The sequence below is a fragment of the Undibacterium sp. GrIS 1.2 genome (genome assembly GCF_040544435.1).
In the GTDB taxonomy this organism is placed as follows: Bacteria; Pseudomonadota; Gammaproteobacteria; order Burkholderiales; family Burkholderiaceae_D; genus Undibacterium.
This window is the reverse complement of sequence record NZ_JBEONP010000015.1, coordinates 38,555-63,191: the sequence shown is the minus strand read 5'-3', so window position 1 is coordinate 63,191 and position 24,637 is coordinate 38,555. Positions and strand designations below refer to the sequence as shown.

At 46.9% G+C, this 24,637-nt stretch carries 16 protein-coding genes; 9 read left to right on the top strand and 7 right to left on the bottom strand.

All coding sequences use genetic code 11. The annotated features are described in order from the left end of the window. Positions 1 to 11 precede the first annotated feature (11 nt). Both AAKU61_RS08710 and smc read right to left on the bottom strand, forming a co-directional pair. Positions 12 to 1,145, bottom strand: coding sequence for a cell division protein ZipA C-terminal FtsZ-binding domain-containing protein (locus AAKU61_RS08710; protein ID WP_354331396.1), 1,134 nt, complete (start codon positions 1,143 to 1,145; stop codon positions 12 to 14). After that, entirely contained in the window at positions 1,142 to 4,666 is a 3,525-nt protein-coding gene (gene smc, locus AAKU61_RS08705; RefSeq protein WP_354331394.1) for a chromosome segregation protein SMC, read from the bottom strand. Before smc ends, AAKU61_RS08710 begins: the two co-directional genes overlap by 4 nt. Before the next feature lie 302 nt (positions 4,667 to 4,968). Here smc and dapC point away from each other — a divergent pair, with 302 nt between their 5' ends. The 9 genes from dapC (at position 4,969) to AAKU61_RS08660 (ending at position 14,609) form a co-directional block, all read left to right on the top strand. Further along, the gene (gene dapC, locus AAKU61_RS08700) at positions 4,969 to 6,189 is read left to right on the top strand and encodes a succinyldiaminopimelate transaminase (protein ID WP_354331461.1); all 1,221 of its coding nucleotides are present in this window, start codon (positions 4,969 to 4,971) and stop codon (positions 6,187 to 6,189) included. 223 nt (positions 6,190 to 6,412) lie between these two features. After that, positions 6,413 to 7,243: a 2,3,4,5-tetrahydropyridine-2,6-dicarboxylate N-succinyltransferase gene (gene dapD, locus AAKU61_RS08695; protein ID WP_354331392.1), complete on the top strand. Its 831-nt coding sequence runs from the start codon at positions 6,413 to 6,415 to the stop codon at positions 7,241 to 7,243. A gap of 97 nt (positions 7,244 to 7,340) precedes the next feature. Next, positions 7,341 to 8,477 (top strand): PilT/PilU family type 4a pilus ATPase, encoded by a 1,137-nt coding sequence (locus AAKU61_RS08690; RefSeq protein WP_354331390.1) that lies wholly within the window; start codon positions 7,341 to 7,343, stop codon positions 8,475 to 8,477. Between the two features lie 60 nt (positions 8,478 to 8,537). Next, positions 8,538 to 8,921, top strand: a complete 384-nt coding sequence (locus AAKU61_RS08685; RefSeq protein WP_354331388.1) for an arsenate reductase — start codon at positions 8,538 to 8,540, stop codon at positions 8,919 to 8,921. Between the two features lie 5 nt (positions 8,922 to 8,926). Beyond that, a complete protein-coding gene (dapE, locus tag AAKU61_RS08680; protein WP_354331386.1) occupies positions 8,927 to 10,054 on the top strand; it encodes a succinyl-diaminopimelate desuccinylase in 1,128 nt (375 codons plus the stop codon). After that, positions 10,051 to 10,950: a 50S ribosomal protein L3 N(5)-glutamine methyltransferase gene (prmB, locus tag AAKU61_RS08675; protein ID WP_354331384.1), complete on the top strand. Its 900-nt coding sequence runs from the start codon at positions 10,051 to 10,053 to the stop codon at positions 10,948 to 10,950. Before dapE ends, prmB begins: the two co-directional genes overlap by 4 nt. 164 nt (positions 10,951 to 11,114) lie before the next feature. Continuing rightward, positions 11,115 to 13,106: an ATP-binding cassette domain-containing protein gene (locus tag AAKU61_RS08670; RefSeq protein ID WP_354331382.1), complete on the top strand. Its 1,992-nt coding sequence runs from the start codon at positions 11,115 to 11,117 to the stop codon at positions 13,104 to 13,106. A gap of 419 nt (positions 13,107 to 13,525) precedes the next feature. Next, positions 13,526 to 14,059, top strand: coding sequence for a GNAT family N-acetyltransferase (locus AAKU61_RS08665; protein WP_354331380.1), 534 nt, complete (start codon positions 13,526 to 13,528; stop codon positions 14,057 to 14,059). Between the two features lie 169 nt (positions 14,060 to 14,228). Next, a complete protein-coding gene (locus AAKU61_RS08660; protein WP_354331378.1) occupies positions 14,229 to 14,609 on the top strand; it encodes a tautomerase family protein in 381 nt (126 codons plus the stop codon). 379 nt (positions 14,610 to 14,988) lie between these two features. On the opposite strand, the gene AAKU61_RS08655 is transcribed toward AAKU61_RS08660, so the two are convergent. From AAKU61_RS08655 to ppsA, 5 genes are all read right to left on the bottom strand, one after another. After that, positions 14,989 to 17,676 (bottom strand): polysaccharide deacetylase family protein, encoded by a 2,688-nt coding sequence (locus tag AAKU61_RS08655; RefSeq protein WP_354331376.1) that lies wholly within the window; start codon positions 17,674 to 17,676, stop codon positions 14,989 to 14,991. A gap of 496 nt (positions 17,677 to 18,172) precedes the next feature. After that, on the bottom strand, positions 18,173 to 20,107 hold the full coding sequence (locus AAKU61_RS08650; protein ID WP_354331374.1) for an SPFH domain-containing protein: 1,935 nt from the start codon (positions 20,105 to 20,107) through the stop codon (positions 18,173 to 18,175). 133 nt (positions 20,108 to 20,240) lie between these two features. Further along, positions 20,241 to 21,191: an SPFH domain-containing protein gene (locus tag AAKU61_RS08645; protein WP_322119298.1), complete on the bottom strand. Its 951-nt coding sequence runs from the start codon at positions 21,189 to 21,191 to the stop codon at positions 20,241 to 20,243. A 127-nt stretch (positions 21,192 to 21,318) separates the two neighbouring features. After that, positions 21,319 to 21,753, bottom strand: coding sequence for an NfeD family protein (locus AAKU61_RS08640; RefSeq protein ID WP_354331372.1), 435 nt, complete (start codon positions 21,751 to 21,753; stop codon positions 21,319 to 21,321). Between the two features lie 367 nt (positions 21,754 to 22,120). Continuing rightward, a complete protein-coding gene (gene ppsA / locus AAKU61_RS08635) occupies positions 22,121 to 24,538 on the bottom strand; it encodes a phosphoenolpyruvate synthase (RefSeq protein WP_354331370.1) in 2,418 nt (805 codons plus the stop codon). Positions 24,539 to 24,637: the final 99 nt, after the last annotated feature.

Sequence of the window (24,637 nt, the reverse complement as noted above, 5' to 3'; positions counted from 1 at the left end):
TTTTATTGAATTCAGCTAAATAAACGCTGTGCGCGAGTCGAGCCGGCAGCAATATCTGCTTCCGCCATAGCGGCATAAAACTCACTGACTTGACCTGCAATCTCATCTAGGGCAGCCTTAGAAATTGCCTGATTGCCGTCATCGACTACCGTACCACCAAGACGTGTAGACAATGAACGTGCACAGGCAGCCATCGCACCAAAACCGTCGCGCGATGGAGCAACACAAGGCACATCGAGTAATAAGGTAAGGCGAGCAGTAACCGTTTCGCTAACGCTGACATTGGTGGATAAGGTAAATAAATTGCCGCCATCGCCGTCTGGCATTACCAAGCGACCGTCTGGACGTATATCAAACCCTTGTTTTTCTAGCGCTGCAAGTAAAGTACCAACAGCCCATGGCGCGCCGTTGGCCAATACATTGACACTCAATTGTGCGTCATGCTCAGACACAAACTGATGTAGTTCGCGTGCATTGGACATCACCTGGTTCATATCAGGAATATCTGAATGTGCATTCAGGCGATCTGCAATTTCGCGCAGCTTCGTCACAAATTCTGAATACTCTAATTCATTAATCGGCCCGCTACGATTGACCATTTGCACGCCGGCAAATAAGGCCGTGTAAATTCCACCATGAGCGATCACATCACGCATACCATCATGACTTAATCCAATGAAATGCACTGGCTTTTTGCCAACATACTTAAGACTTTGTATTTCACTCAATAATTTTTCGCCGCGTACTGGCGCATCAAACTCTAAAGGAATGATGCAGTCGATCAATTCATCGACGGGCAATTCTTTTTCGGCGGCGTCAAATGATGAAGTGGCTGTGCGATCAGGGATAGCATTTTGCTGTCCAAAATCTGAATTTTCTTCTGCAAAATCAGTATCCAAACTAGGTTCATGGCGCGACGAATTGAATACATCTTCTTTGTATGTCTCTTCTTTAAAACGCGGTTCTGCCAATTTATCTGGATATTCTGGATAAGCATCCCGGTTCATCAGGACATCATCGTGTCCAGCGCCAAATGCCTGATCAACACTTTTCTTCGCTTTATATTCTTGCCATTTATTGTATGCAACGATGCCGACTAAAAAGGCACCACCGGCTCCCATTAAAACAATTTGTAGATCTGTCATGCTGCTTGCGCCTCAGATGCGAAATGTGCGGCGGACTCCATATCCACCGCAACGATACGAGAAACTCCCTGCTCTTGCATGGTGACGCCTATCAGTTGCTGCGCCATTTCCATCACAATTTTATTATGGGAAATGAACAAAAACTGTGTGTTAGCGGACATACGTTTCACCATGTTACAGAAACGTTCCGTGTTTGAATCATCAAGCGGTGCGTCAACCTCATCCAACAAGCAAAACGGTGCCGGATTTAATTGGAACATCGAGAATACTAATGCTGTTGCAGTCAGCGCTTTTTCACCACCTGACAATAAGTGAATTGTGGCGTTTTTCTTACCCGGTGGCTGTGCCATCACCTGCACACCCGAATCCAGAATTTCATCGCCAGTCATAATCAATTTCGCTTGTCCACCGCCAAATAAAATCGGGAATAATTCGGCAAAATGGAGATTCACTTTATTGAATGTATCTTGTAAGAGATCACGAGTTTCAATATCGATTTTATGAATAGCATCTTGCAAGGTCGTAATAGCTTCGTTTAGATCGGCATATTGCGCATCCAAGAAAGTTTTGCGTTCAGTCGCTTGCGCCAACTCATCTAGCGCCGCCATATTCACGGCACCCAATGCAGCGATCGCATTTGTCAATCTAGTGACTTCACCTTGCAGATAGGATGGTTTCATATCGTCATGCAATTTTTGTGAAAGGACTTGTTCGTCCACATCAAAATTACGCAATTGTTCTGCGAATTGCTCTTGATTTAAACGCGCTGCCTGTTCTTTGAGTTGTAACTCCACGATTCTGTCGCGTTGTGGTTGCAGGCTGCGCTCTACCTGCATTTTGCTCTCTTCTACCTGACGTAATTTTTGCGTCAGCTGATCAAGTTCGTGACGCGCATCCGATAGCGCACGCTCTTGATCACTCCGTTTTTCCAATAAAGACTGCAATCCAGCTTGGGCAGTCTGGTCATCCATTTCCTCTAACTCAAGATGACCTTGCTGCATATTTGCAAATAGCTGGGCAGATTGCTCTACGGCCGTGGCAATACTGCGACGCAACTCCTCCATTTTATTACGATGGGTTTTTTCTGAGAACGCGCTTTCTTGTGCAGCTAATTCTAAATCGCGCAGACGCTGGCGGGCGTCCGTTAAATGCTGTTCTTTTTCCAGATAATTGGTCTGAGCTTGCTCATGATTTTCTTGCAGTTCGGCGAGCTCAATATCTAGCATCTCAAACTTCTCTTCGGATTCGATTTTCGCTTGTTGCTGTTCGCTTTCTTGTGCCGCGATTTCTGTCAGGTCGCTCATGATTTGCGTACTACGCTGATTAAAACGCGCTTGCACTTCTGACAGCTTCATAAATTCGATTTGCAAGCTATGCACAGTCTGGGTCAGGCTAGTGACCCGCTGGCGCAACTCTTGCAAGCTTTGTGCCGCTTGCGTGTAAGCAGATTCCGCCCGCACCGTGCGCGTTTTGGATTCATCTGCCAGCATTTGTTGAGCACGAGATTGCTTGCTAATATTATCGATTTCTTGCTGACGTGCCAGCACACCATCTTGTTCAGAATCCGCAGCATAAAACCGTACGCTAGTCTTACTAATAACATGGCCTTGCTTGGTGATAAAGCACGCACCTAATGGCAATTTATCCCGATTTTGGAACGCACTGGCAACATCATCAGACGCATACACTTGATGTAACCAGTCCTGCATTAAGCCGCGTACGCCAGCATCATTTAGTTGAAGCAAAGATAGCAAAGGCTGCAAACCAGCAACTGACTCGGTTGTTGGCGTATTCACCTGCGGAGAATACAAAGCAAGCTTAGCTGGCGGTGCATCATTAAAGAATGCTTTAGCCCAATCAAGATTCGACATTTCCAACGCTGAGGTTCGCTCACGTAACACAGCCTCGAGCGTAGTTTCCCAACCTTGTTGAATGTGTAGTTTTTGCCAGAGCTTTGGCAAACCACTGAGTTCATGCTTTTCCAGCCAAGGTTGTACTTTACCCTGACTCAAAACCTTCTCTTGCAACTGTTTCAGCGCTTGCAGCCTCGCATCTAATTGTGCTGAAGCGGCGGCATCTTGGTTGACTTGTTGTTGCGCCGCGCGACGTTCTTCCTCAAGAATTGGCAAGCGCTCTTGTGCTTCTTCCAACTGCATGGACGACTCTTCTAGTACTTGTTTTTTCTCTTCCAATTGCAAAGACAGATTTTCCAGATGTACGTTATCTGGCATTGCCAAGCCTTGTTTTTCTTGCTGCAAACGTTCTTTACGGGTGGCCAGTGTGTTCAGAATATTCGAGGCATTGCGCTGATGTGCCGATTCCAGCTCGATCTGCTGTTGCAACTGCATGATCTTGGCACGCGACTCTGTAGTTTTAAGTTGCGCCTCACGCCAGACTTGTTCTAACGCTGGGATTTTATCGTTTTGCTGCTGGGCGATTTCTTGCGCCTGCTCAGAACGCTCACCGAGTTCTTCCACATGAATTTCGGCCTCAGCCAGATCATCTTGAAATTGTTGCCCCTGACGTTGCCATTGATCACGCTGTGCCGTCAAAGAATTGAGCTGGCTTTGCAAACGGCTGCGCGATTCAATGACAAACTTAATCTGCGCTTCCAAGCTACCAATCTCAGCATTGGTTTGGTACAAGTGTCCTTGTGCCTGATGCATTTTGTCGCCAACCGCATAATGCGCCTGACGCATTTGCTCCAGTTCTAATTCAACATGGCGTAACTTGGCGGTTTGCTCTTCTAAATCTATCTGGGTTTTTTCTATTTCTGCGAAATAGCGAGTCTGCTCATTTGCTGCTTCATTTTTACGCAATAACCAGAGCAGTTTTTGCTTCTCTTCCTGGTCGCCTTGCAACTCATTGTATTTATTGGCGACAACTGCCTGGGCTTCGAGTTTTTCTAAATTCGCGTTTAACTCGCGCAGAATGTCCTCTACACGCACCAGATTTTCATGAGTATCATGAATGCGGTTCTCGGTTTCGCGACGCCGCTCTTTGTAGCGAGATACGCCGGCCGCTTCTTCTAAAAATATCCTTAACTCTTCAGGTCGCGCCTCAATAATCCGCGAAATCATTCCTTGGCCAATAATCGCGTAAGCGCGTGGCCCTAAGCCGGTGCCCATAAAGATGTCTTGGATATCGCGGCGACGGACTGGCTGACCATTAATGTAATAAGTTGATGTACCGTCGCGCGTCAGCGTGCGCTTAACGGCAATCTCTGCATATTGACTCCACTGACCTGCTGCTTTACCTAGACTATTATCGAAAACCAGTTCTACAGAGGAGCGTCCGGCAGGTTTGCGGTGGGTAGAGCCGTTAAAAATAACGTCTTGCATCGACTCACCACGGAGCTCGGAAGCTTTTGACTCCCCCAAAACCCAGCGTACCGCATCGATGATATTAGATTTACCACAGCCATTGGGGCCGACCACGCCTACCAGCTGGCCTGGAACCTGAAAGTTGGTCGGATCGACAAAAGATTTGAATCCCGACAATTTAATGGAAGTTAAACGCACGTTATAAAATTTTACAATCTTTAATGTTCAGATTCCGCCTGAAAACTCATATCCAATTTGCATTTATAAGCAAAAATTGAATGGATTTTTTCCAGCCCCATGTTTTACACATTACTTTTTTATTCATCATAACATTTTGAAGGGTTGAAATTCCGTTTTTGATGATGCCCAACGAGGGAGTTCCCTATGCCGCAATGCAACGTGGAAGGCTATAATGTAGTGCTGTTCTTTAGTTTTTCTAGCAAAAGATGATGAAAACATCATTTTTAGATCGCAATTCCACCACTACTCGTGAATTTACAGTGAATCCTTTCCTGCAAAAACTTCAGCCTTACCCGTTCGAAAAGCTAAAACTTCTGTTCGCGGATGTCAAACCAAATCCAGCCTACAAAGCAATCAGCTTAGGTATTGGTGAGCCTAAGCATCCGACACCGGCATTTATCCGCCAGGCTGTAACGGATCATTTAGACGGACTAAGCGCATATCCGTCGACTGCAGGTTCAGATGCATTAAGACTGTCGATTGCAAATTGGCTGGCGCGTCGTTATGCAATACCTGTTTTGGACGCTTCCACTCAGATTTTGCCAGTAAACGGTTCACGCGAAGCGCTTTTTGCTTTAGCGCAAACGATCATCGATCCCAGCGCTAATCAGCACGGCAAACCTATCGTTCTGTGCCCCAATCCGTTTTACCAAATTTATGAAGGCGCAGCCTACTTAGCCGGTGCTGAACCTTATTTTGCCAACGCTGATCCTGAACGCAATTTTGCCCCCGACTATAAAAGTATTCCAGACGACATCTGGAAACGGGTGCAATTACTGTACATCTGCTCCCCGGGCAACCCGACTGGTGCCGTGTTGACACTATCAGACTGGAAAGAATTATTCGATTTATCAGACAAATACGGTTTTGTGATTGCAGCGGACGAATGCTATTCCGAAATTTACTTCAAGTCAGAGGCACCGCTAGGCAGCTTGCAAGCAGCGCATGCTTTAGGCAGAAATGACTACCGAGGCTTAATCACCTTATCCAGTTTATCTAAACGTTCTAATGTGCCTGGTATGCGCTCTGGATTTGTCGCTGGTGATGCAAGTATTATCAAAAACTTTCTGCTATATCGCACTTATCACGGCAGTGCGATGAGCCCTAGCATACAGTCGGCATCGATTCTGGCCTGGAATGATGAATTACACGTACATGAAAATCGAGAGAAATACCGTCAAAAATTTGCACAAGTCACACCACTTTTACAAGAAGTTCTGGACGTGAATTTGCCTGATGCTGCCTTCTATCTGTGGGCTAGGGTCGATAAGCTGTTATCCATTTCAGATACAGACTTCGCTAAGCGCTTATACCAAGAATATAATGTGACTGTGCTACCTGGCAGCTATTTAGCAAGGGATGCACATGGTAGCAATCCGGGACAAAACCGTATTCGTATGGCGCTGGTAGCCGAGGTTGAAGAATGTATGGAAGCAGCACAACGTATTGTCGCTTTCACCAAAAAACTTGCCGGTCTTTGATTTACTGAATTGATTAATCGAATTAACTACTGAAAGTACTTACGAAAAATTGTCCCAGCAAGGCGTAGCGACGACGACAGTACTTTAAGTACCGCTAGGAGCTGCAACGCAGCTGGGGTGATTTTGCATAAGTCCTAACTAAAATATTGGTTCTTATTTTGATCTTTTAATTGAATCAACGACCTACCTATTCACTCTCTTTTCTAAAAACTGAAAAAATAATATGACTCAACAATTACAGCAAATCATTGACCAGGCTTGGGAAGATCGCGCCAGTTTTTCACCTAAATCGGCACCTGCAGAATTACGCGAAGCCGTTGCCCATGTGTTATCCCAGCTTGATGCCGGAACAATGCGGGTCGCTGACAAAATCAGCGTCGGTAACTGGCAAGTCAATCAATGGATTAAAAAAGCGGTCTTGCTGTCCTTCCGCCTGGAAGACAACATCGTCATGCCATCCGGCGATCACATGCAGTTCTACGACAAAGTACCGACTAAGTTTGCTGACTACACCGCAGAAGATTTTGTTAAAGGTGGTTTCCGCGTGGTACCACCAGCCGTTGCACGTAGCGGTAGTTTTATTGGTAAAAATGTTGTATTGATGCCGTCCTACGTCAATATTGGTGCGTATGTCGATGAAGGCGCGATGGTTGACACCTGGGCCACCGTCGGCTCCTGCGCACAAATCGGTAAAAACGTACATTTATCAGGCGGCGTAGGAATTGGTGGCGTTTTAGAGCCAATGCAAGCTAATCCAACCATCATTGAAGACAATTGCTTTATCGGTGCCCGTTCTGAAGTCGTAGAAGGCGTCATCGTTGAAGAAAACTCCGTGATTTCCATGGGTGTTTATATTGGTCAATCAACTAAAATCTACGATCGCGCTACAGGTGAAGTCAGCTATGGTCGCATTCCTTCCGGTTCTGTTGTAGTCTCTGGAAACCTACCCTCTTCAGATGGCAAATACAGTTTGTATTGTGCAGTGATCGTCAAACGTGTTGATGCGCAAACGCGCTCTAAAACTAGTATTAACGAGTTGCTGCGCGGCGTTTAATTTTTCGTTTAGATCCTTGTTTCGGTGTGTCTCTGTAAAAAGAAATACATCGACTTTTAAAGTTTTTACTCTTTTCCTTTTTGTATAGGGACACACCATGGCAATGGATCGCTTATTCCAGTTGATGAAAGAAAAACATGCGTCAGACATGTTTCTCGCCATGAACTCGCCTATCCATCTCAAGATTAATGGCAATCTTCTGCCGATTAACCAGCAAAAGATGGATCAGGCGAATATTCTGTCGCTGCTTAGTGAAGTGGTATCGCCAGAACACATGGCACAACTGGAACGAGAGAATGAACTTAATATCGGTATTGGCGCGCCGGGTATCGGTCGTTTCCGCCTGTCTGCTTTCCGTCAGCGCGGCACAGTATCAGCGGTACTGCGTTTTGTACCGGGAAATATCCCTGCATTAAATACGCTGCACTTACCGCTGGTCTTGTCCGAACTGATTATGGAAAAGCGTGGTTTGATCCTGGTCGTGGGTGCCACCGGCTCCGGAAAATCCACCACCATTGCCTCTATGTTGGATCATCGTAATGAAATCAGAACTGGTCATATTCTGACCTTAGAAGATCCGATTGAATATCTGTTTAAAAGTAAAAAATCCATCGTCAATCAGCGCGAAATTGGCACTGACTCGGACAGTTTAAAAACTGCCTTAAAAAATTCTCTGCGTCAGGCACCGGATTGTATTTTGATCGGTGAGATTCGTGATCTGGAAACCATGCTGGCGGCGATTGCTTATGCCCAATCAGGTCATCTGGTATTAGCAACATTGCATGCCAATAATAGTTATCAGGCACTGAATCGTATTATCAGTTTCTTCCCGATGGAAAATCGCAACGCACTGTTATTAGATTTGTCATCTTCGATCCGCGCGATCGTGTCGCAACGACTAATACGTGCTGTCGATGGAGGTCGTTGCCCGGCAGTAGAAATTATGCTCAATACGCGCTATGTCGCAGAGTTAATTGAGCAAGGCGATATTTTCCAGATTAAAGAAGCGATTGAAAAGAGTTTGTCACCGGGCTCGCAGACGTTTGAACGTGCGTTGATGCATCTGATTAAAGAAGGTCTGATCAGTCAGGAAGAAGGTTTGGCTAATGCCGATTCTGCTAATAACTTACTGTGGTTGCTCAATAACGAAGCTGGACCAAGTCCAACCGCAGCAGAGCCTGAACCAGAGCAAAAAGAAGAAGCGTCTTTCACCGAATTTACACTGAATGTATAAACAACGTATAAACAAATTTATAGCTAAGTTTATACAAAGAAATAATAGAAAAATTAGAACATGCAATCACTCGTTTTATATGGCATCCCGAATTGCGATACCGTCAAAAAGGCACGCACCTGGTTACAGGAGCACGCTCTTACTTACAATTTTACTTTCGATTTTCATGATTTTAAAAAACAGGGACTAGAGCGCGCAACAGTTGAAGGCTGGCTTCAGCACACCAGTCTTGACGTGCTAATCAATCGCAAAGGTACTACCTGGCGCGCGCTTACAGATGAGCAAAAAACCTCGGTCAGCGATATCGATGCAGCAATCGCCTTGATGATTGCATCGCCCTCCATTATTAAACGCCCTGTGTTGCAAATGCTATCCTCCGGTGCCAAAGTCACACATATCGAAGTCGGATTTTCAGCCCAACAATACCAACCTCTTTTCAAATAATCGCCATGAGCAAAACACTTGCGCTGACAGAAAAACTGATCGCGCTATCTTCTGTCACACCAGAAGACAAAGGCTGCCAGGATGAACTGATCTCTTTGCTGACACCTCTTGGTTTTCAGTGCGAGACGATACAGTCCGGTGACGTCACCAACCTGTGGGCGCGTAAAGGCACTACACAACCCTTATTAGTATTTGCCGGTCATACCGACGTAGTACCAACCGGGCCAGTTGATCAATGGCAGTCGTTACCATTTACGCCTACCCACAGAGATGGCAAGTTATATGGCCGCGGCGCAGCGGATATGAAAACCTCGATTGCCGCATTTGTAGTCGCTTGCGAAGAATTTATTGCAGCCCATCCATATCACAAAGGCTCTATCGCTTTCCTGATCACCAGCGATGAAGAAGGTCCAGCAACCGACGGCACCGCCGTCGTTTGCGAACAACTCAAAGCCCGTGGTGAGCAATTGGATTACTGTATCGTTGGCGAACCAACCTCAGTTGATCTGTTGGGTGACACCATTAAAAATGGCAGACGCGGCACGATGTCCGGCAAGCTCACCATTAAAGGGGTGCAAGGTCATATCGCCTATCCGCAACTGGCAAAAAATCCCATCCACCTGGTTGCCCCTGCGCTGGCAGAGATGGTGGCAGAGGTATGGGATGAAGGTAACGAGTATTACCTGCCAACTTCATGGCAAATGTCGAACATTCACTCCGGTACTGGTGCCTCTAATGTCATTCCTGGCACCGCCGTGGTTGACTTCAATTTCCGTTTTTCTACCGCCAGTACAGCAGAAGGTTTGCAGCAACGCGTGCATGCCATCCTCGACAAAAACGGTATGGACTACGATTTAAAATGGACCATCGGCGGTCATCCCTTCCTCACGCCAAAAGGTGAGTTAAGCGATGCACTCGGTGCCGCGATTCAATCTGAAACCGGCCTGACGACAGAATTATCCACCACTGGCGGCACCTCCGACGGACGCTTTATCGCCAAAATTTGTCCGCAAGTGGTTGAGTTTGGCCCGCCCAATGCCAGTATCCACAAGATTGATGAACATATCGAAGTCCGCTTTATCGATCCACTCAAAAACATTTACCGCCGTACTTTAGAAAACCTGCTGACATGAGCAAATTGCCCTCCACCCTATTTTTAACGTTGCGTGATTTGTTGCGCTATGCGGTGACGCGCTTCAATACGGAAAAATTATTTTTCGGTCACGGCAGTGCTAACGCGCTGGATGAAGCTGCCTATCTGCTGCTGCATACGCTCAAATTACCGATTGATAAAATTGATCCGTTTCTGGATGCACGCTTGCTACCAGAAGAAGTCGAAGCCTGTCTGACTGTAATTCATCGTCGCTCGACCGATCGCGTGCCGGCGTCTTACATCACGAACGAAGCCTGGCTAGGCACGTATAATTTTTATGTCGATGAGCGCGTCATCGTACCGCGTTCATTCATCGCAGAACTGATCCCTGAGCATTTTTCACCATGGGTGCAAGAGCCGGACGCAATCACGCAAATTCTGGAACTTTGTACCGGCTCTGGCTGTTTGCCGATCATGCTGGCTGACGCGTTCACGGGTGCGCAAGTCGATGCCGTCGATATCTCTAAAGACGCGTTGGCAGTCGCCCAACGCAATGTAGACACCTACGAACTGCAAGATCGCATTACGCTGATTGAGTCGGACCTATACGCCAATGTGCCGGACAAAAAATACGACCTGATTATTACCAATCCGCCGTATGTTAATTCCAGCTCTATGGGCAAACTGCCGCAAGAATATTTGCATGAGCCGCAAATCGCCCTGGCTGGTGGCGAGGATGGCATGGATCTGGTGCGTAAAATCGTCGCAGGCGCAGGCAAACGTCTGACCAAAAATGGCATCCTGATGGTAGAAATCGGCAATGAACGAGCCTTTGCAGAGCAAGCATTTGCTGACCTCGATTTGACCTGGCTATCTACCAGCGCGGGTGACGACATGGTATTTTTAATCAATGCCAGTCAGCTAAGCAACAAATAAGCACTGAATAGACCCTGAACAAGCAGCTAATATCGCACTGCCAAAAATAAGATACTCACTATAAGTATCAACATTACATTGAAGATCGTCTAGAAAAAACCTGGACGATCCGCACTTAGAATCACATACTCCCCGTTTTTTGAAATTTTAGAAATAAGTAAATAATGATACGTCTTCAACAAGTCATCCTGGCGCGCGGCACCAAACCTCTATTCGATAGCGTCGATGTCACGCTCAATCCCGGCGACAAGATAGGCTTGATCGGTTCTAACGGCGCGGGTAAATCCAGCCTGTTCGCCATGTTGCGTGGAGAGCTGCATCCAGATCAAGGTAGCATCGAATTTCCCGCCAAATGGCAACTCGCCCACGTCGCACAAGAAACACCCGCACTGGAACGCAGCGCCATTGATTATGCGATTGATGGTGACACCACCTTACGCAAACTAGAAGCACAATTAGCCGCGCTGGAAGCACAACCCGAGAGCGCAGAAAACGGCCTCGCCATTGGCGAAATGTACGGCGCACTGGCCGATGCCGACGCCTACACCGTGCGCTCACGCGGCGAACAATTATTGCTGGGTCTCGGTTTTACGCTGGCACAAATGGAACAATCCGTTGCCAGCTTCTCCGGTGGCTGGCGCATGCGTTTAAATCTGGCGCAAGCCCTGATGTGCAAATCCGATTTATTGTTGCTCGATGAACCCACCAACCATCTGGATCTGGACGCGATTATTTGGCTGGAAGAATGGCTAAAACGCTACGCAGGTACACTGCTCATCATCTCGCATGATCGCGATTTTCTGGACGTCGTCGTCAACGTCGTCGTACACATTGATGAGCGTAAACTCAAGCGCTATTCAGGCAACTATTCCGCGTTTGAACGGCAGCGCGCCGCCCAGTTAATCCTGGCACAAGGTACCTTAGAAAAACAAACCCGCAAACGCGATCACCTGCAATCTTTTATTGATCGTTTCGCCGCCAAGGCAAGCAAAGCCAAACAAGCTCAAAGCCGCATCAAAGCATTGGCTAAGATGGAAGAACTCGCGCCGCTGAGGGCTGCGGCTGAATTCAAATTCCAATTCCGCGAACCACTCAGCGCGCCAAATCCTATGTTGGTCATGGAAGACGTCAACTGCGGCTACCGGGTTGAATCAAAAACTGATCACAGTTTCACTGAAAAAACCATCGTCTCCGACGTCAAATTTTCACTACAAATCGGCCAGCGAATCGGTTTATTGGGCGTCAACGGTGCAGGTAAGTCCACCCTGATCAAAACCATCGTCGGCGACATCGCGCCTTTGTGCGGCGATATGCAAACAGGCAAAGGCTTAGAGATCGGCTACTTCGCCCAGCATCAGGTAGAAATGTTACGCCACGACGAATCACCACTCTGGCATCTCGCCCACATCGCACCCAATGTACGTGAGCAAGAATTACGCAATTTCCTCGGTGGCTTCAATTTCCCCGGCAACATGGTGGCCAGTCCCATCGCACCTTTCTCCGGTGGCGAAAAAGCCCGCCTCGCACTAGCCATGATCGTATGGCAGCGCCCTAACCTGCTGCTGCTCGATGAACCAACCAACCATCTGGACTTGGAAACCCGCGAAGCACTAACCGAAGCGCTAGCCCAGTTTGAAGGTACTCTGATCGTCGTCTCACATGACCGCCACTTATTACGCGCCACCACCGACCAATTCATCATCGTCGCCGATGGAAAACTACTCCCGTTTGACGGCGATCTGGACGACTACAAAGACTGGCTATTCAAAAATAAATTAGCCAAAGAAGCCGCCCCAAGTTTGCCAGTCAAAACCAAAGAAAAGCAAGACAGCTTACCGCTGGCAAAACCGATCCCGGTAGAAGATCAGGTCGAAGATAAAGAAAAAAAACGCAGGGACGCAGAGCAAAGACAAAAGCTCGCCACACAACGCAAACCGATCGAATCAAAGATCAAACGTCTGGAAGAGCAAATGGCCAGGCTCAACGCCAAGAAACAAGACATCTCAGCCCAGCTTGAAGATAGCAATATCTACAGCGATGCGAACAAAGAGAAGCTAAAAGGCCTCTTACTGGATCAGGCGTATCTGGTGAAAGAGCTTGAACAAACTGAGGCAGATTGGCTGGAGCAGCAGGAGTTTTTGGAGGCCGTGTCGTAAAGAAATTAGCTTCATTAAGTCAACCAAGTAGGTGCGATTAGCGCGGCGTAATCGCACACACATCATTGCTCACCTGACACCTCCATCAGTAAAAATATACGAAAGCGATTAGACATGAATCAGGTATTCGTTGATGTGATTGGAGTATTCAACATTCGTACGATTACGCTGCGCTAATCGTACCTACTTGGGATATTTTCTGCGCGAAATAGCAAGCTATCAGAACGTGACAAAAGGCTCAAAAAAACAAGTAATTAACATACTCTAACCCAGTAAATTTAATCGTCCATACAATCATTGGACGATGAGAGATATTTAATTAAAATCATGGGGAGTATATTAAAATTGTCATATTTGATGCGATCATTTGACATCGCATTTTTGTACAGCACAACCTACCCCACTTTTAATCCAAGTCCATGACAATCATCATCCAACCCGCTCGCATTGCAGATGCTGACGCAGTGCTTGCATTTGAATTGCAGAACCGCGACTACTTTGAGCAATGGGTGCACAGCCGCACCGACGCCTATTATGATCTGGCACATGTCCGGGCTACGTTGCATGCTGCAGAGGTTGAGCGCGAGCAGGATAAGTCGTTTCAATATCTGATCTGGGTAGATGATTCTGAGGCTGATCAGCCTCAGTTAGCTGGCAGAATTAATCTCACCAATATCGTCAGACCGCATTACAACAAAGCGACGCTGGGCTACCGCATGGCACAACAGGCAACCGGCAAAGGCATCGTCAGTTGCGCCATTAAATTATTACTGGAAGAAGCTTTCGGTTCACTCAAACTATGGCGTATTGAAGCGGTAGTTCGCCCAGCGAATATCGGTTCGGCGAAGGTCTTAGAGAAAAACGGGTTTAGCCAATTTGGCCGGTCAATTCGCAGCGTAAAATTGCACGGGGAATGGCAGGACTTATTGCACTTTGAACGACGCGCAGAATGATCTGCTGGCTACTTTAGGACTTACGCAAAAATGACGCCGCCAGAACCAAAGATAGCTGTGCGTTGACCTCTCATGTGTTGCTTAGACGGTTGTGGCATCTACATTTGCAGCACAAAACTAAATGTGAACTAACAGGTATAGTGATCTTTTTTTCATGAGAGGAAAGATCATGCCTTTAGTCACTATTACTGTCCGTAAGCCAAAATCGAGTGAATTCAAATCCGGCGTTTTAGATTCCGTGCATGCTGCACTGGTTGAGTCTGGCGTGCCCGTGACTGACAAATTCCATCGTGTATTGGAATTAGAGGCGGATGATTTTCGATTTGATAGCACTTACCCAGATCTGACATCTCCGCGTACTAATGATTTTGTCTTCATTGAAATTCTGTGGTCAGTCGGGCGCAGTGTGAAGATCAAGAAAAAGTTACTCGGCGATTTGATACAACGACTAACAGCGCTGGGCCACAATCCGGAAAACGTGATGGTCTGTTTTAAAGAAACGACCTGGGAAAACTGGTCATTTGGCGGTGGTCGTTTGATACACACCTGATGTGATTTTTGGTTGAAGAAACAGGATTTACATTGCAGCGGCAAGAAAATAGCTAGGGTGCGCCGTGCGCACCGATAAACTTGAGCTGCGGGATCGAGTTGCAAATGGTGCGCATGGCGCACCCTACGTGTATAGAGTTTCCAAATGCTGGTGGTAAATTCGGTGCTAGTGATTTGAGATAAATTGCCTTGCCGCTTGCATCTGCCCTCACCCCAGCCTTCTCCCGCTTGCGGGAGAAGGAGTGATGTGTTTAGTTTGCTTAGCTATGCGCGGATTCAACGCGGATTGAATTTTATAAGTTCAATTTTGCGGATTTAAGTACGCTGATTTAAGCTCGCTGATTCAACTTTATTAAATCAGCCCCCCGCTTCCATCAAGATTAATTCAACTTCTTCAACGCTTCTTTCACATACGCCGCATTGGGACTATTCGGCGATAGCTGCAAGAAGGTGTTGTAGGCGGCTTTTGCCTTTTCGTTGTCATTCAGCCTTGCTCTTGCATCGCCCAGATTGAGGTAGGCGATGGCTCTGGAGGGATCGATTTGCAAGGTGTTTTCAAACCAGCGTGCCGCCTCGGCAAACTTCTCTTGTTTAAAGTAAACGAAACCCAGATTATTCGCGGCCAAACCAAAGTCAGGTCGGTACTTAAGCGCCTCTGTGAAGGCCGCCTCTGCCTGCGGGTATTGTTTTTCCCGATAAAGTTGCAAGCCCTGATCATTGGCACGTTGCGCTAGCTGCCGGGATGAAGCGTCGACCGGTTTAGGCGCAGCGATTTTTTGCTCGCCGCCGTTCAGATTTTTAATCACGATCGGTGCGTCTGTACCGACCTTGTTACGGGCGTCGTCAATCTTGCTGTTGAGCGCAATCGCATCTGCGGACAACTGATCTGTCTTGGCATTTAAGAACTCGGATTCGCTCCGTACTTCAAACACAAATTCACCGCCTTCTGATCCTGGCAGGCTGCCAAATGCGGGTGTCTGTTGCGATACACTGGACACTGCAGGTGCGATGTAAGCTGCCAGCTCGGTAGCGGTGATCATGCCGTCACCATTGAGATCCGCTTTGCCGGACAGGGCTTGTAGTAGCGTCCAGGTGAAGACCGAATGGCCGTTTGGCCCTCCATCAGCGACTAACTGATCCGCGCCACCGGCAGTCAGCATCTGACGACCCAGCCGCTTGGCATTCTCACGCAGGAAACTGCTGGTGCCGCCACCGCGGGTTAAGCCAAGGCCACTGTAGCAGGCGTCCATCACAAACAGGATGTGCTTGGCATTCAGACTCTCGGCGATGTTCTGCAAATCCGTCATCGGGATCGCATCGACGGAGATTTGTTCAGGATCGGAATCAACAGGAATGATGTAGCCCAAATTGCGACCAGAACTCAGTTTGCGGGTAGCACCGTGGCCGGCAAAAAATACAAAAACACGGTCATCTTTTTTCAGTTGTCCATGACCTAGTTTGTCATGAAATACGCTCAGGATATTGTTCCTGGTGGCGTCGGCATTGGTCAGAGTAATGACTTTGTCGCTGGAAAAACCCAGACGGCCAATCAGCATGTCACGAATCGAATTCGCATCTTGTACCGCGTACTGCAACTTGGGCCATTTAGCATAATCATTAATTCCGATGACGACTGCCCAGCTATTTTGGTAATCGGTCGTAATGCTAATTTTTTCTACTGGCGCGGTAGTTTCTTTCCCTACCTTAAATTCGCTGCCATTCCATCCAGCAAAGTGATACCCATCGGCGATCAGTTTATCCAGCACCAGCGGCAACGCCTTGACGGTACGCTCGTGAATATCGTGGAATAAAATAATGCCGCGCTGCTCTTTATCGACTGTCGCCAATACACGGTTCGCGATGGAATTGGGGACGGGATCGGCCCAGTCCAAGGAATCAATATTCCACAACACTGAACGCAAACCAAGGCTGGACAAAATCTGCATGCCTTCCTTATTTTTGGCACCATACGGAAAGCGGAACAAGGACGAGCGCGCGGGATCAATCGCTTTTAATAACTGGTCGGTTTGTGCGATCTCGGCATGCAAACTATCGCCATTTTCTTTCGAGAGCAAGGCATGGCTAAAGCTATGATTTCCAATCGCATACCCGGATGCCAATAATTTTTTGCTGATATCCGCGTTTTTATTCAACTTTTCTTTACCTTGCGCATCAACGGTACCAACGTTGCGCCCGACTTGAAAAAATACCGCAGGCACATTGTATTGTTTGAGTATCGCTGCGATCTCGTCGGTATAAGTCGCATGTGGACCATCATCAAACGTTAAGACGATTGTTTTGGCGGGCAAGCCAGTGCCAAAAATATCCTTGTCTTTGGCTGCAGCAGCAGGATCAACCGGTTCCGGAATCTCAGGGTAAGGCAAGATCACGCCATAGTCTTTAAGGATCTGTTCACGCGGATAGAGTTTGCGCAGCTTGTTGAGGTAATCATCCCAACGCTCCCGTTTTAGCTCTATCGAGCGGGTCTCAAACCGGGAGAAAATGTCTTTTAATTCTTTATCGTATTCTCTTTCGATCTCATCCAAAGCAGTAAGATCATCACCAACGCGTTTATGTAATTTAATCGCTGGCAAAGTTTGTTCTGTCGCAATCGCTTTTTGCAGTTTGAGTAAGACTTCACGGAAAGCCAGCCGATCAGCGTCGAACAAGCCCTCACCGGATTCAATAAAATTGAGCATGGCGTCATAAGCAGCTTCGCGCTCTGGCGCTTTGAGCTTTTTTAATGACTCCAGATAATCATCAACAGCAAGCAGTCGCCCCAGATTTTCATGAAACAAGGCTTGACCAATCCGGTTAGCAGCGGTTTTCTCTTTGGCATTGAGTGACTTTTCGTCGCCTAACAGTACGATCACTTTTCTGTACGCTGCCAGAATATCGCCTAACTCTTTCGGCAACTTGTTTTGCGATGGAGCGATATCAACGAGATCGGCCTTTCCCTGCTCTGGCTTTGTTGTCTTGCTGGTAGAAAAAATATAAGCGCCTGATGCGACCAAAGCCGTAACAACTAGGGCGGCAATGGCGAGAATAATTTTGCGAGATTGGCTCATGAAGTAATTACGTGTGTCGGCAAAGTTGGATTGAGTTGCTAAGGCTGTAAGACCGAAAAGCGAAACAAGAATGGTGTAGTTGCAATCAAGCCGTATCTTAAGTCAGATCATGATATTTTTGACAAAAATTTGCTTCAATCAATGTGGGCAAGACATCGTGAATAGATCAGAAACATGCCAATTGATTTGTTGTCTCAGGCATCAGTTCAGCTAGGTTTTAGATATCATTGCCATAGACTAGTATTAAATACTCCCAGCTAGTATAATTTATTGTCCATATAATCATTGGGCAATGAGGCATATTTCATAAAAATGATAGGGAGTATATTAAATACTCTTTTTATTCGTGGTATTGAGTGAAAGATGTTTCCGTCACAAAGTATGAGAACCAATCCGTGATTTGCATCACTCCTGAATTACAACAAAAACCGCATGACTCTTTTCAAAGTCATGCGGTGCTTTTGTGGTCTACTCCAATCAGATCGAGCTTAGGTGATCAAATAACGATCGCTTCTTTTTTCTCTGATTTATTTAATAAATCCTTCGCTGCCAATGCAAGAAATGCATCAACTGCTGACGCACTTGCGCCACCGGTTTGTATGCTTGGTACCATGGCGATGTGACCTTTTTCAATCGCTTCAGCAAAGCGCAGTAAGACTGTTTGCTGGAATTGCAGTTCTGGACCGCCATAGGCTTCTACATTCAAGCGAGTTGCTTTTGCTTGCGCCTCACCGACTTGTTGAAGTTGATACGCTTCGGCGTTGGCCAGAGTACGTTTGGCATCGGCGGCACCAGACGCCGTTTGGCGTGCTTCTTCCGCTGCTTTGATCGCTTTCTGAACTGCTGCACTACCTTGGTTTTCGGCGATTTTGACGGCTAATTCTGATTCGGTAATGGCCGTTTGTTGTTTCGCTTTGGCCTCTGCCTCACGCAAAATACGTTCTTGTACTGCTGCAGTTTCTTTGGTTTTGTAGGTCTCTAATTGTTCTCTCGACACTTGGCGTTCACGCAGTTGTTTTAGGATGACTTCAATTTGCGTATCCCCTGTTTTGGCGCGCGGAGTGCCGATCAGGACTTCATTTAAAGTCAGGTTATAGCCTTCAAAGTTTTTGCGCATTTCTGCTTTGGCACGCTCTTGGATATCGGAACGCTCTTGCAATAATTCGATCAGCGTTTTGCCTTGTCCTATATTTTTAAAATAAGCAGCAACCATCGGGTCCAGCGTTTGCTCAACCAATTTTTGGATATCGCCGAAGCGCTGAATCACAAGCGGTGCCATTTTGTAGTCGATATTAACGACTACAGATAATGGCAAATCAGGCTCAAACGCATCTTTGGTAATTAAGGACACTTCGCTCAAATGCTTATCTAACTCATGCGAACCAACAGCCCCTGATTGCCATTTCAAAATGAAATTCGTTGTTGGGACATCGATGACCCGTTTAGCATAAGGATTAAGTGCGTATTTTCCAGGTAATAGCGGCGCGGCTTGTACACCTTTTTCATCACTGCCCACCAGTTCACCATGACGATATGCCTCACCTGTCACATCATTACCGGCTTTGCCAGTGTAAGAGACAACCACACCGACATAGCCCACCGCGACCACGCGTTTCTCCACGATTTCATAACTAGCGAAACGTGCATTCAGATAATAAGTACCTTCCACCAAGACTTGTAATTGGCGACCTTTATAACCACCGGCATCGATAAAGACTTCAGGATTTTGATAATCATGGTGATAGCTAGCAGCGTGATGGGGATCGGCACCAACCACGGGTGCAACGATGGTGCCCTCTGGCAGAGATTGGCCTTCATGCGTAGTAATGACAGCTAGTTTATCGTCACGGATCACAAGAGGCTGAAAGCCGTTACGCTTTCTGAGTTCATTTAACATTTCTGCCAATTGACCAACGACCTGACCTTCGCTATTGATATTGGTGTCGCCTGGCAAAGGCAAGGCGTAGACTTTTTCAGAACTCAAGACGACGAATTGAGCAAGGTTGATCGCATAAGTACCTTCGCGCAGAATTTTTCTTTGCAAGCCCTTTTGACCTGCGCTGGTCAAAAATCCACGCACATCCGTAAAGTCATTTGCCGTTTTATTGCAGGCTAGATTTTGTGTCGGCGCCATCGCTTGTCCGTCGCGGGCAAATACATAGGCAAGCGTGCCCTGCTGTATCGTTACTAGATCATGCCGATGAATCGCATATTGAAATGGGAAGAATAAATGGAAGCCACCACGTAAGACTTCGGGCTGAAAACCAGCCTCACCGCTTAAGGCGATAAATCCATGTTCTAAGGAACCTGACAGTGACCATTTCTTTTCTACGATACCGATTTTTTCGTTGGAGATATACACCAGCATATTGCTGGCGTACACCAAAATAACGAGGGCAAGTACGGAGACTGCCAAAATAATTTCAAGCATGATGAATCCTTTTTTTATGAATCCCGAATTTCTGGAAATGCAGCGGCCTGACTAGCACTGGATAAGCGCTAGCTGAACTACTGTTTGCTTTTTTTGTGGAAAAATAGGGAGCCTGTCACGCTCCATAAGAAAATTAAGAAGGTCGTCGCGGCACTTCTGTTGCGATGACTTTTTGGGACTTAACGACTTGCATTGCGGTAGCGATCAGGCCACTCATATCACCCAAATTGGCTGGGATAATGATGGAATTATTGGTCTTAGCCAAATTGGCAAAAGCCGCTACATATTGCTCAGCAACTTTAAGATTAGCGGCATCAGAGCCACCTGGTAATTGCATCGCAGCGGCAGTTTTACGAATCGCTTCTGCACTCGCTTCTGCAATAGAGAGGATAGCGGCTGCCTGACCTTGCGCACGATTAATCGATGCTTGCATTTCACCTTCTGATTTGGCGATGGAAGCTTCTCTCTCACCGGTTGCAATATTGATTTGTTCTTGCTTACGACCTTCCGACGCGGCGATCAGGGCACGTTTTTCACGCTCGGCAGTAATCTGCGCCTGCATCGCATGCAGAATCTCTTTGGGTGGTGTGAGGTCTTTGATTTCGTAACGCAAGACTTTGACACCCCAATTAGCGGCGGATTCATCAATCGCATTCACGATCGTTGTATTGATGTGGTCGCGCTCTTCAAATGTTTTGTCCAGTTCCATCTTACCGATGACAGAACGCAAGGTGGTTTGTGCCAGTTGCGTAATCGCAGCGATGTAATTGGAAGACCCATACGATGCGCGCATCGCATCCGTAATTTGAAAATACAAAATACCGTCCACTTGCAACTGTGTGTTGTCGCGCGTAATACATACTTGCGGTGGCACATCCAACGGGATTTCTTTCAAAATATGTTTGTAGGCTATGCGATCAACAAAAGGAACAACAATGTTTAAACCTGGCCCCAGAGTTGCATGATATTTACCCAAACGCTCGACTACCCAAGCATGCTGTTGCGGCACGACATTAATGGTTTTGATGACAAAGACCATTGCCAGAACAAACAGAATTAAAGCTACACCACTAAAACTACCCATATACACTCCATAAAATTCAAATCGGTTTCAGACAAATTAAGATGACTCAATATAGTGACTAAGTACCACTACCAAGCACGACTACTAAGTCATTACGACTAAACAGTTGCAACGGCATTGCCGTGTTTTACGACGGTTTTACAATTAAACGACTTCCTTGTATTTCATCAATCACATATACGCCAGGATACCCAGCTGAGTGCTGCAACTCTACATCCCACATTGCACCGCGATACATGGAACGCGCATTAAATTTACCGTTACCGGCATCTTTCCATTCATCGATTTGCAGGGTCTGACCGATGTCCATATTCACATTCGGATCACGCGCAGCATCCACGTTTTTTGTAAAACCGTACTTGCTTTTATGCAGCGTGACCGTAGCAACCGCACCCACCAAAGCGGCAATAATCAATTGTGTGGAGACACCAAAATTGAAGAAAGCAACCAAGGCACCAGCCACAATGCCGATAGAAATCATTAACAAATAAAAAGTGCCAGTAAACAATTCTAGTATCACCACCAAACCCGCCAACACCAGCCACATCATCCATGCGTTCATAGTCGTTTTTTCTCCTTATCTTTTTTCATCACTATTCAAGTTCAATATCGCCAACATCGGTGAATCGTCGTATTCTGCGCGATTTGTTTCAAACGGTCATCGGTAATCGCGTTGAGAATTTACTCACCAAATTCTGTAAAAAAAAGCCCCCGCTACCTTTTGGCAGCGAGGGCTATTTTTATGAATTTTGTTGGAGTATTGATTTTATTTTTATTACTGTTAAGGCATCGGTAGTCTAGTCTAAATTCCGTAAACTACAACCACTAAAATCAGTCTTGTTGCGGCGCACCAACAAAAAAGCGTGAGCCTGTTTTTGATACAGGCTCACGCTTTATTTTGCTACTGACGACTGAAATTGGTGAGTTTTTTATTTGCTCACAGCCGCCAGTTTTTGCCAGGTATCAATGACAGAATCAGGATTGAGTGAAATAGACTCTATACCTTCCTTCATCAACCATTCTGCAAAGTCAGGATGATCGGATGGGCCCTGACCGCAAATACCAACGTACTTATTCAATTTGATGCAGGCAGCAATGGCGCGTGACAGCAAAGCACGCACAGCAGGATCACGCTCATCAAAATCAGCCGCCAGCAACTCCATGCCGGAATCTCGATCCAAGCCCAGTGTAAGCTGAGTCAGATCGTTGGAACCGATCGAGAAGCCATCAAAGAATTGCAAGAATTCTTCTGCCAAAATCGCATTAGATGGGACCTCGCACATCATGATAATGCGCAAGCCGTTTTCACCACGCTTGAGGCCGTTTTTGGCGAGCAGATTCACTACTTTTTCTGCCTGCCCCAAAGTACGGACGAAAGGCACCATGATCTCGACATTGGTGAGACCCATATCGTTACGGACACGTTTCATTGCCAGGCATTCCATCTCAAACGACTCAGCAAAGTCACCTGCCAAATAACGCGCTGCACCGCGGAAGCCTAACATCGGATTTTCTTCATCCGGCTCGTAACGTGATCCGCCGATCAACTTTTTATATTCGTTCGATTTAAAATCAGACAAACGCACGATGACTTTTTTCGGCCAGAATGCGGCTGCGATCGTAGCGATACCTTCGGCTAATTTGTCAACATAGAACGCTCTTGGAGAAGCATGTCCACGCGCGACCGATTCAACTGCTTTTTTCAGATCTGCATCAATATTCGGATATTCCAGAATCGCTTTTGGATGAACACCGATATTGTTGTTGATGATGAACTCTAAACGCGCCAGACCCACACCTTCGTTTGGTACGGATTGGAAATCAAATGCCAATTGCGGATTGCCCACATTGAGCATAATTTTGAGTGGCAGCTTAGGCAATTCGCCACGCATTTCTTCTGTGATTTCTGTCTCTAGCAAACCGTCGTAGATTTTGCCTTCGTCACCCTCGGCACAAGATACGGTGACCAGCGTGCCGTCTTTAAGCAATTCAGTCGCATCGCCGCAACCAACTACCGCAGGCACACCCAACTCACGCGCAATAATCGCTGCGTGGCAAGTACGGCCACCGCGATTAGTCACGATCGCTGCAGCACGCTTCATGACGGGTTCCCAGTTAGGATCGGTCATGTCGGCAACTAATACGTCACCTGGTTGCACGCGCTCCATTTCGGATGGATCATGGATCACACGGACGCGACCTGCGCCGATTTTCTGTCCAATGGCACGGCCAGACGTAATAACTGTGCCGGTACCTTTGAGCTTAAAGCGTTGCTGCGCATCGGTTGATTTTTGTTGTGATTTAACGGTTTCTGGACGTGCCTGCAAAATGTAGAGTTTGCCGTCACGACCATCTTTGCCCCACTCGATATCCATAGGACGACCGTAGTGTTTTTCGATGATGACAGCGTACTTGGCCAGCTCAACCACTTCAGTATCGTTGAGCGAATAGCGATTGCGCAGTTCGATAGGGACATCGACTGTTTTAACAGAGCGACCTGCTTTGGCTTCGCCAGTAAATTCCATTTTGATCAGCTTGGAACCGATATTGCGGCGGATCACTGGCAATTTACCTAGTTCCAGCATCGGCTTATGAACATAAAATTCATCAGGATTGACCGCGCCCTGCACTACTGTTTCGCCCAGACCGTAGCTGGATGTGATGAAAACCACATCCTTAAAACCGGACTCGGTATCAATCGTGAACATCACACCAGCCGCGCCCAGATCAGAACGTACCATGCGCTGCACCCCCGCCGACAAGGCGACCTCAGCATGCGTAAAGCCTTTGTGTACACGGTAGGAAATGGCACGGTCGTTATACAGCGATGCAAAAACATGCTTCATCGCTTCTAACACGTTGTCGATGCCGACCACGTTGAGGAAAGTCTCTTGCTGACCTGCAAATGAGGCATCTGGTAAATCTTCTGCCGTGGCTGAGGAGCGCACAGCAAATGACATTTCCGCCGTCGAGTCTGCAACCAAGCGGTTATAAAACTCTTCAATCTCTTTTTGCAAACGTGGCTGAAACGGCGTATCAATAATCCATTGACGGATTTCGGCACCCGCTCTTGCCAGTTCTTTGACGTCTTCAATATCTAAACTGACGAGGCGATCAGCGATACGCTGCGCCAATGGTGCGCCGCCGTTTTCGCTATACGATAAAAAATCACGGAAAGCCTGTGCTGTTGTGGCAAAACCACCCGGAACACGGACACCTGCCGTTGCCAGCTGGCTAATCATTTCGCCTAAAGATGCATTTTTCCCGCCGACGGATTCAACATCCGTCATTCGTAAATGCTCAAACGAGGCGACATAAGTTGCCTCGGTAATTGCTGCGTTGGACATAACAACCTCTTTTTGATGGTAAGAAATCTGTACTAGTCATGGCACATGCTAATCGATACGGATCTTTACTGCTCTGAATGCTCTTACTTAGTGCAAACT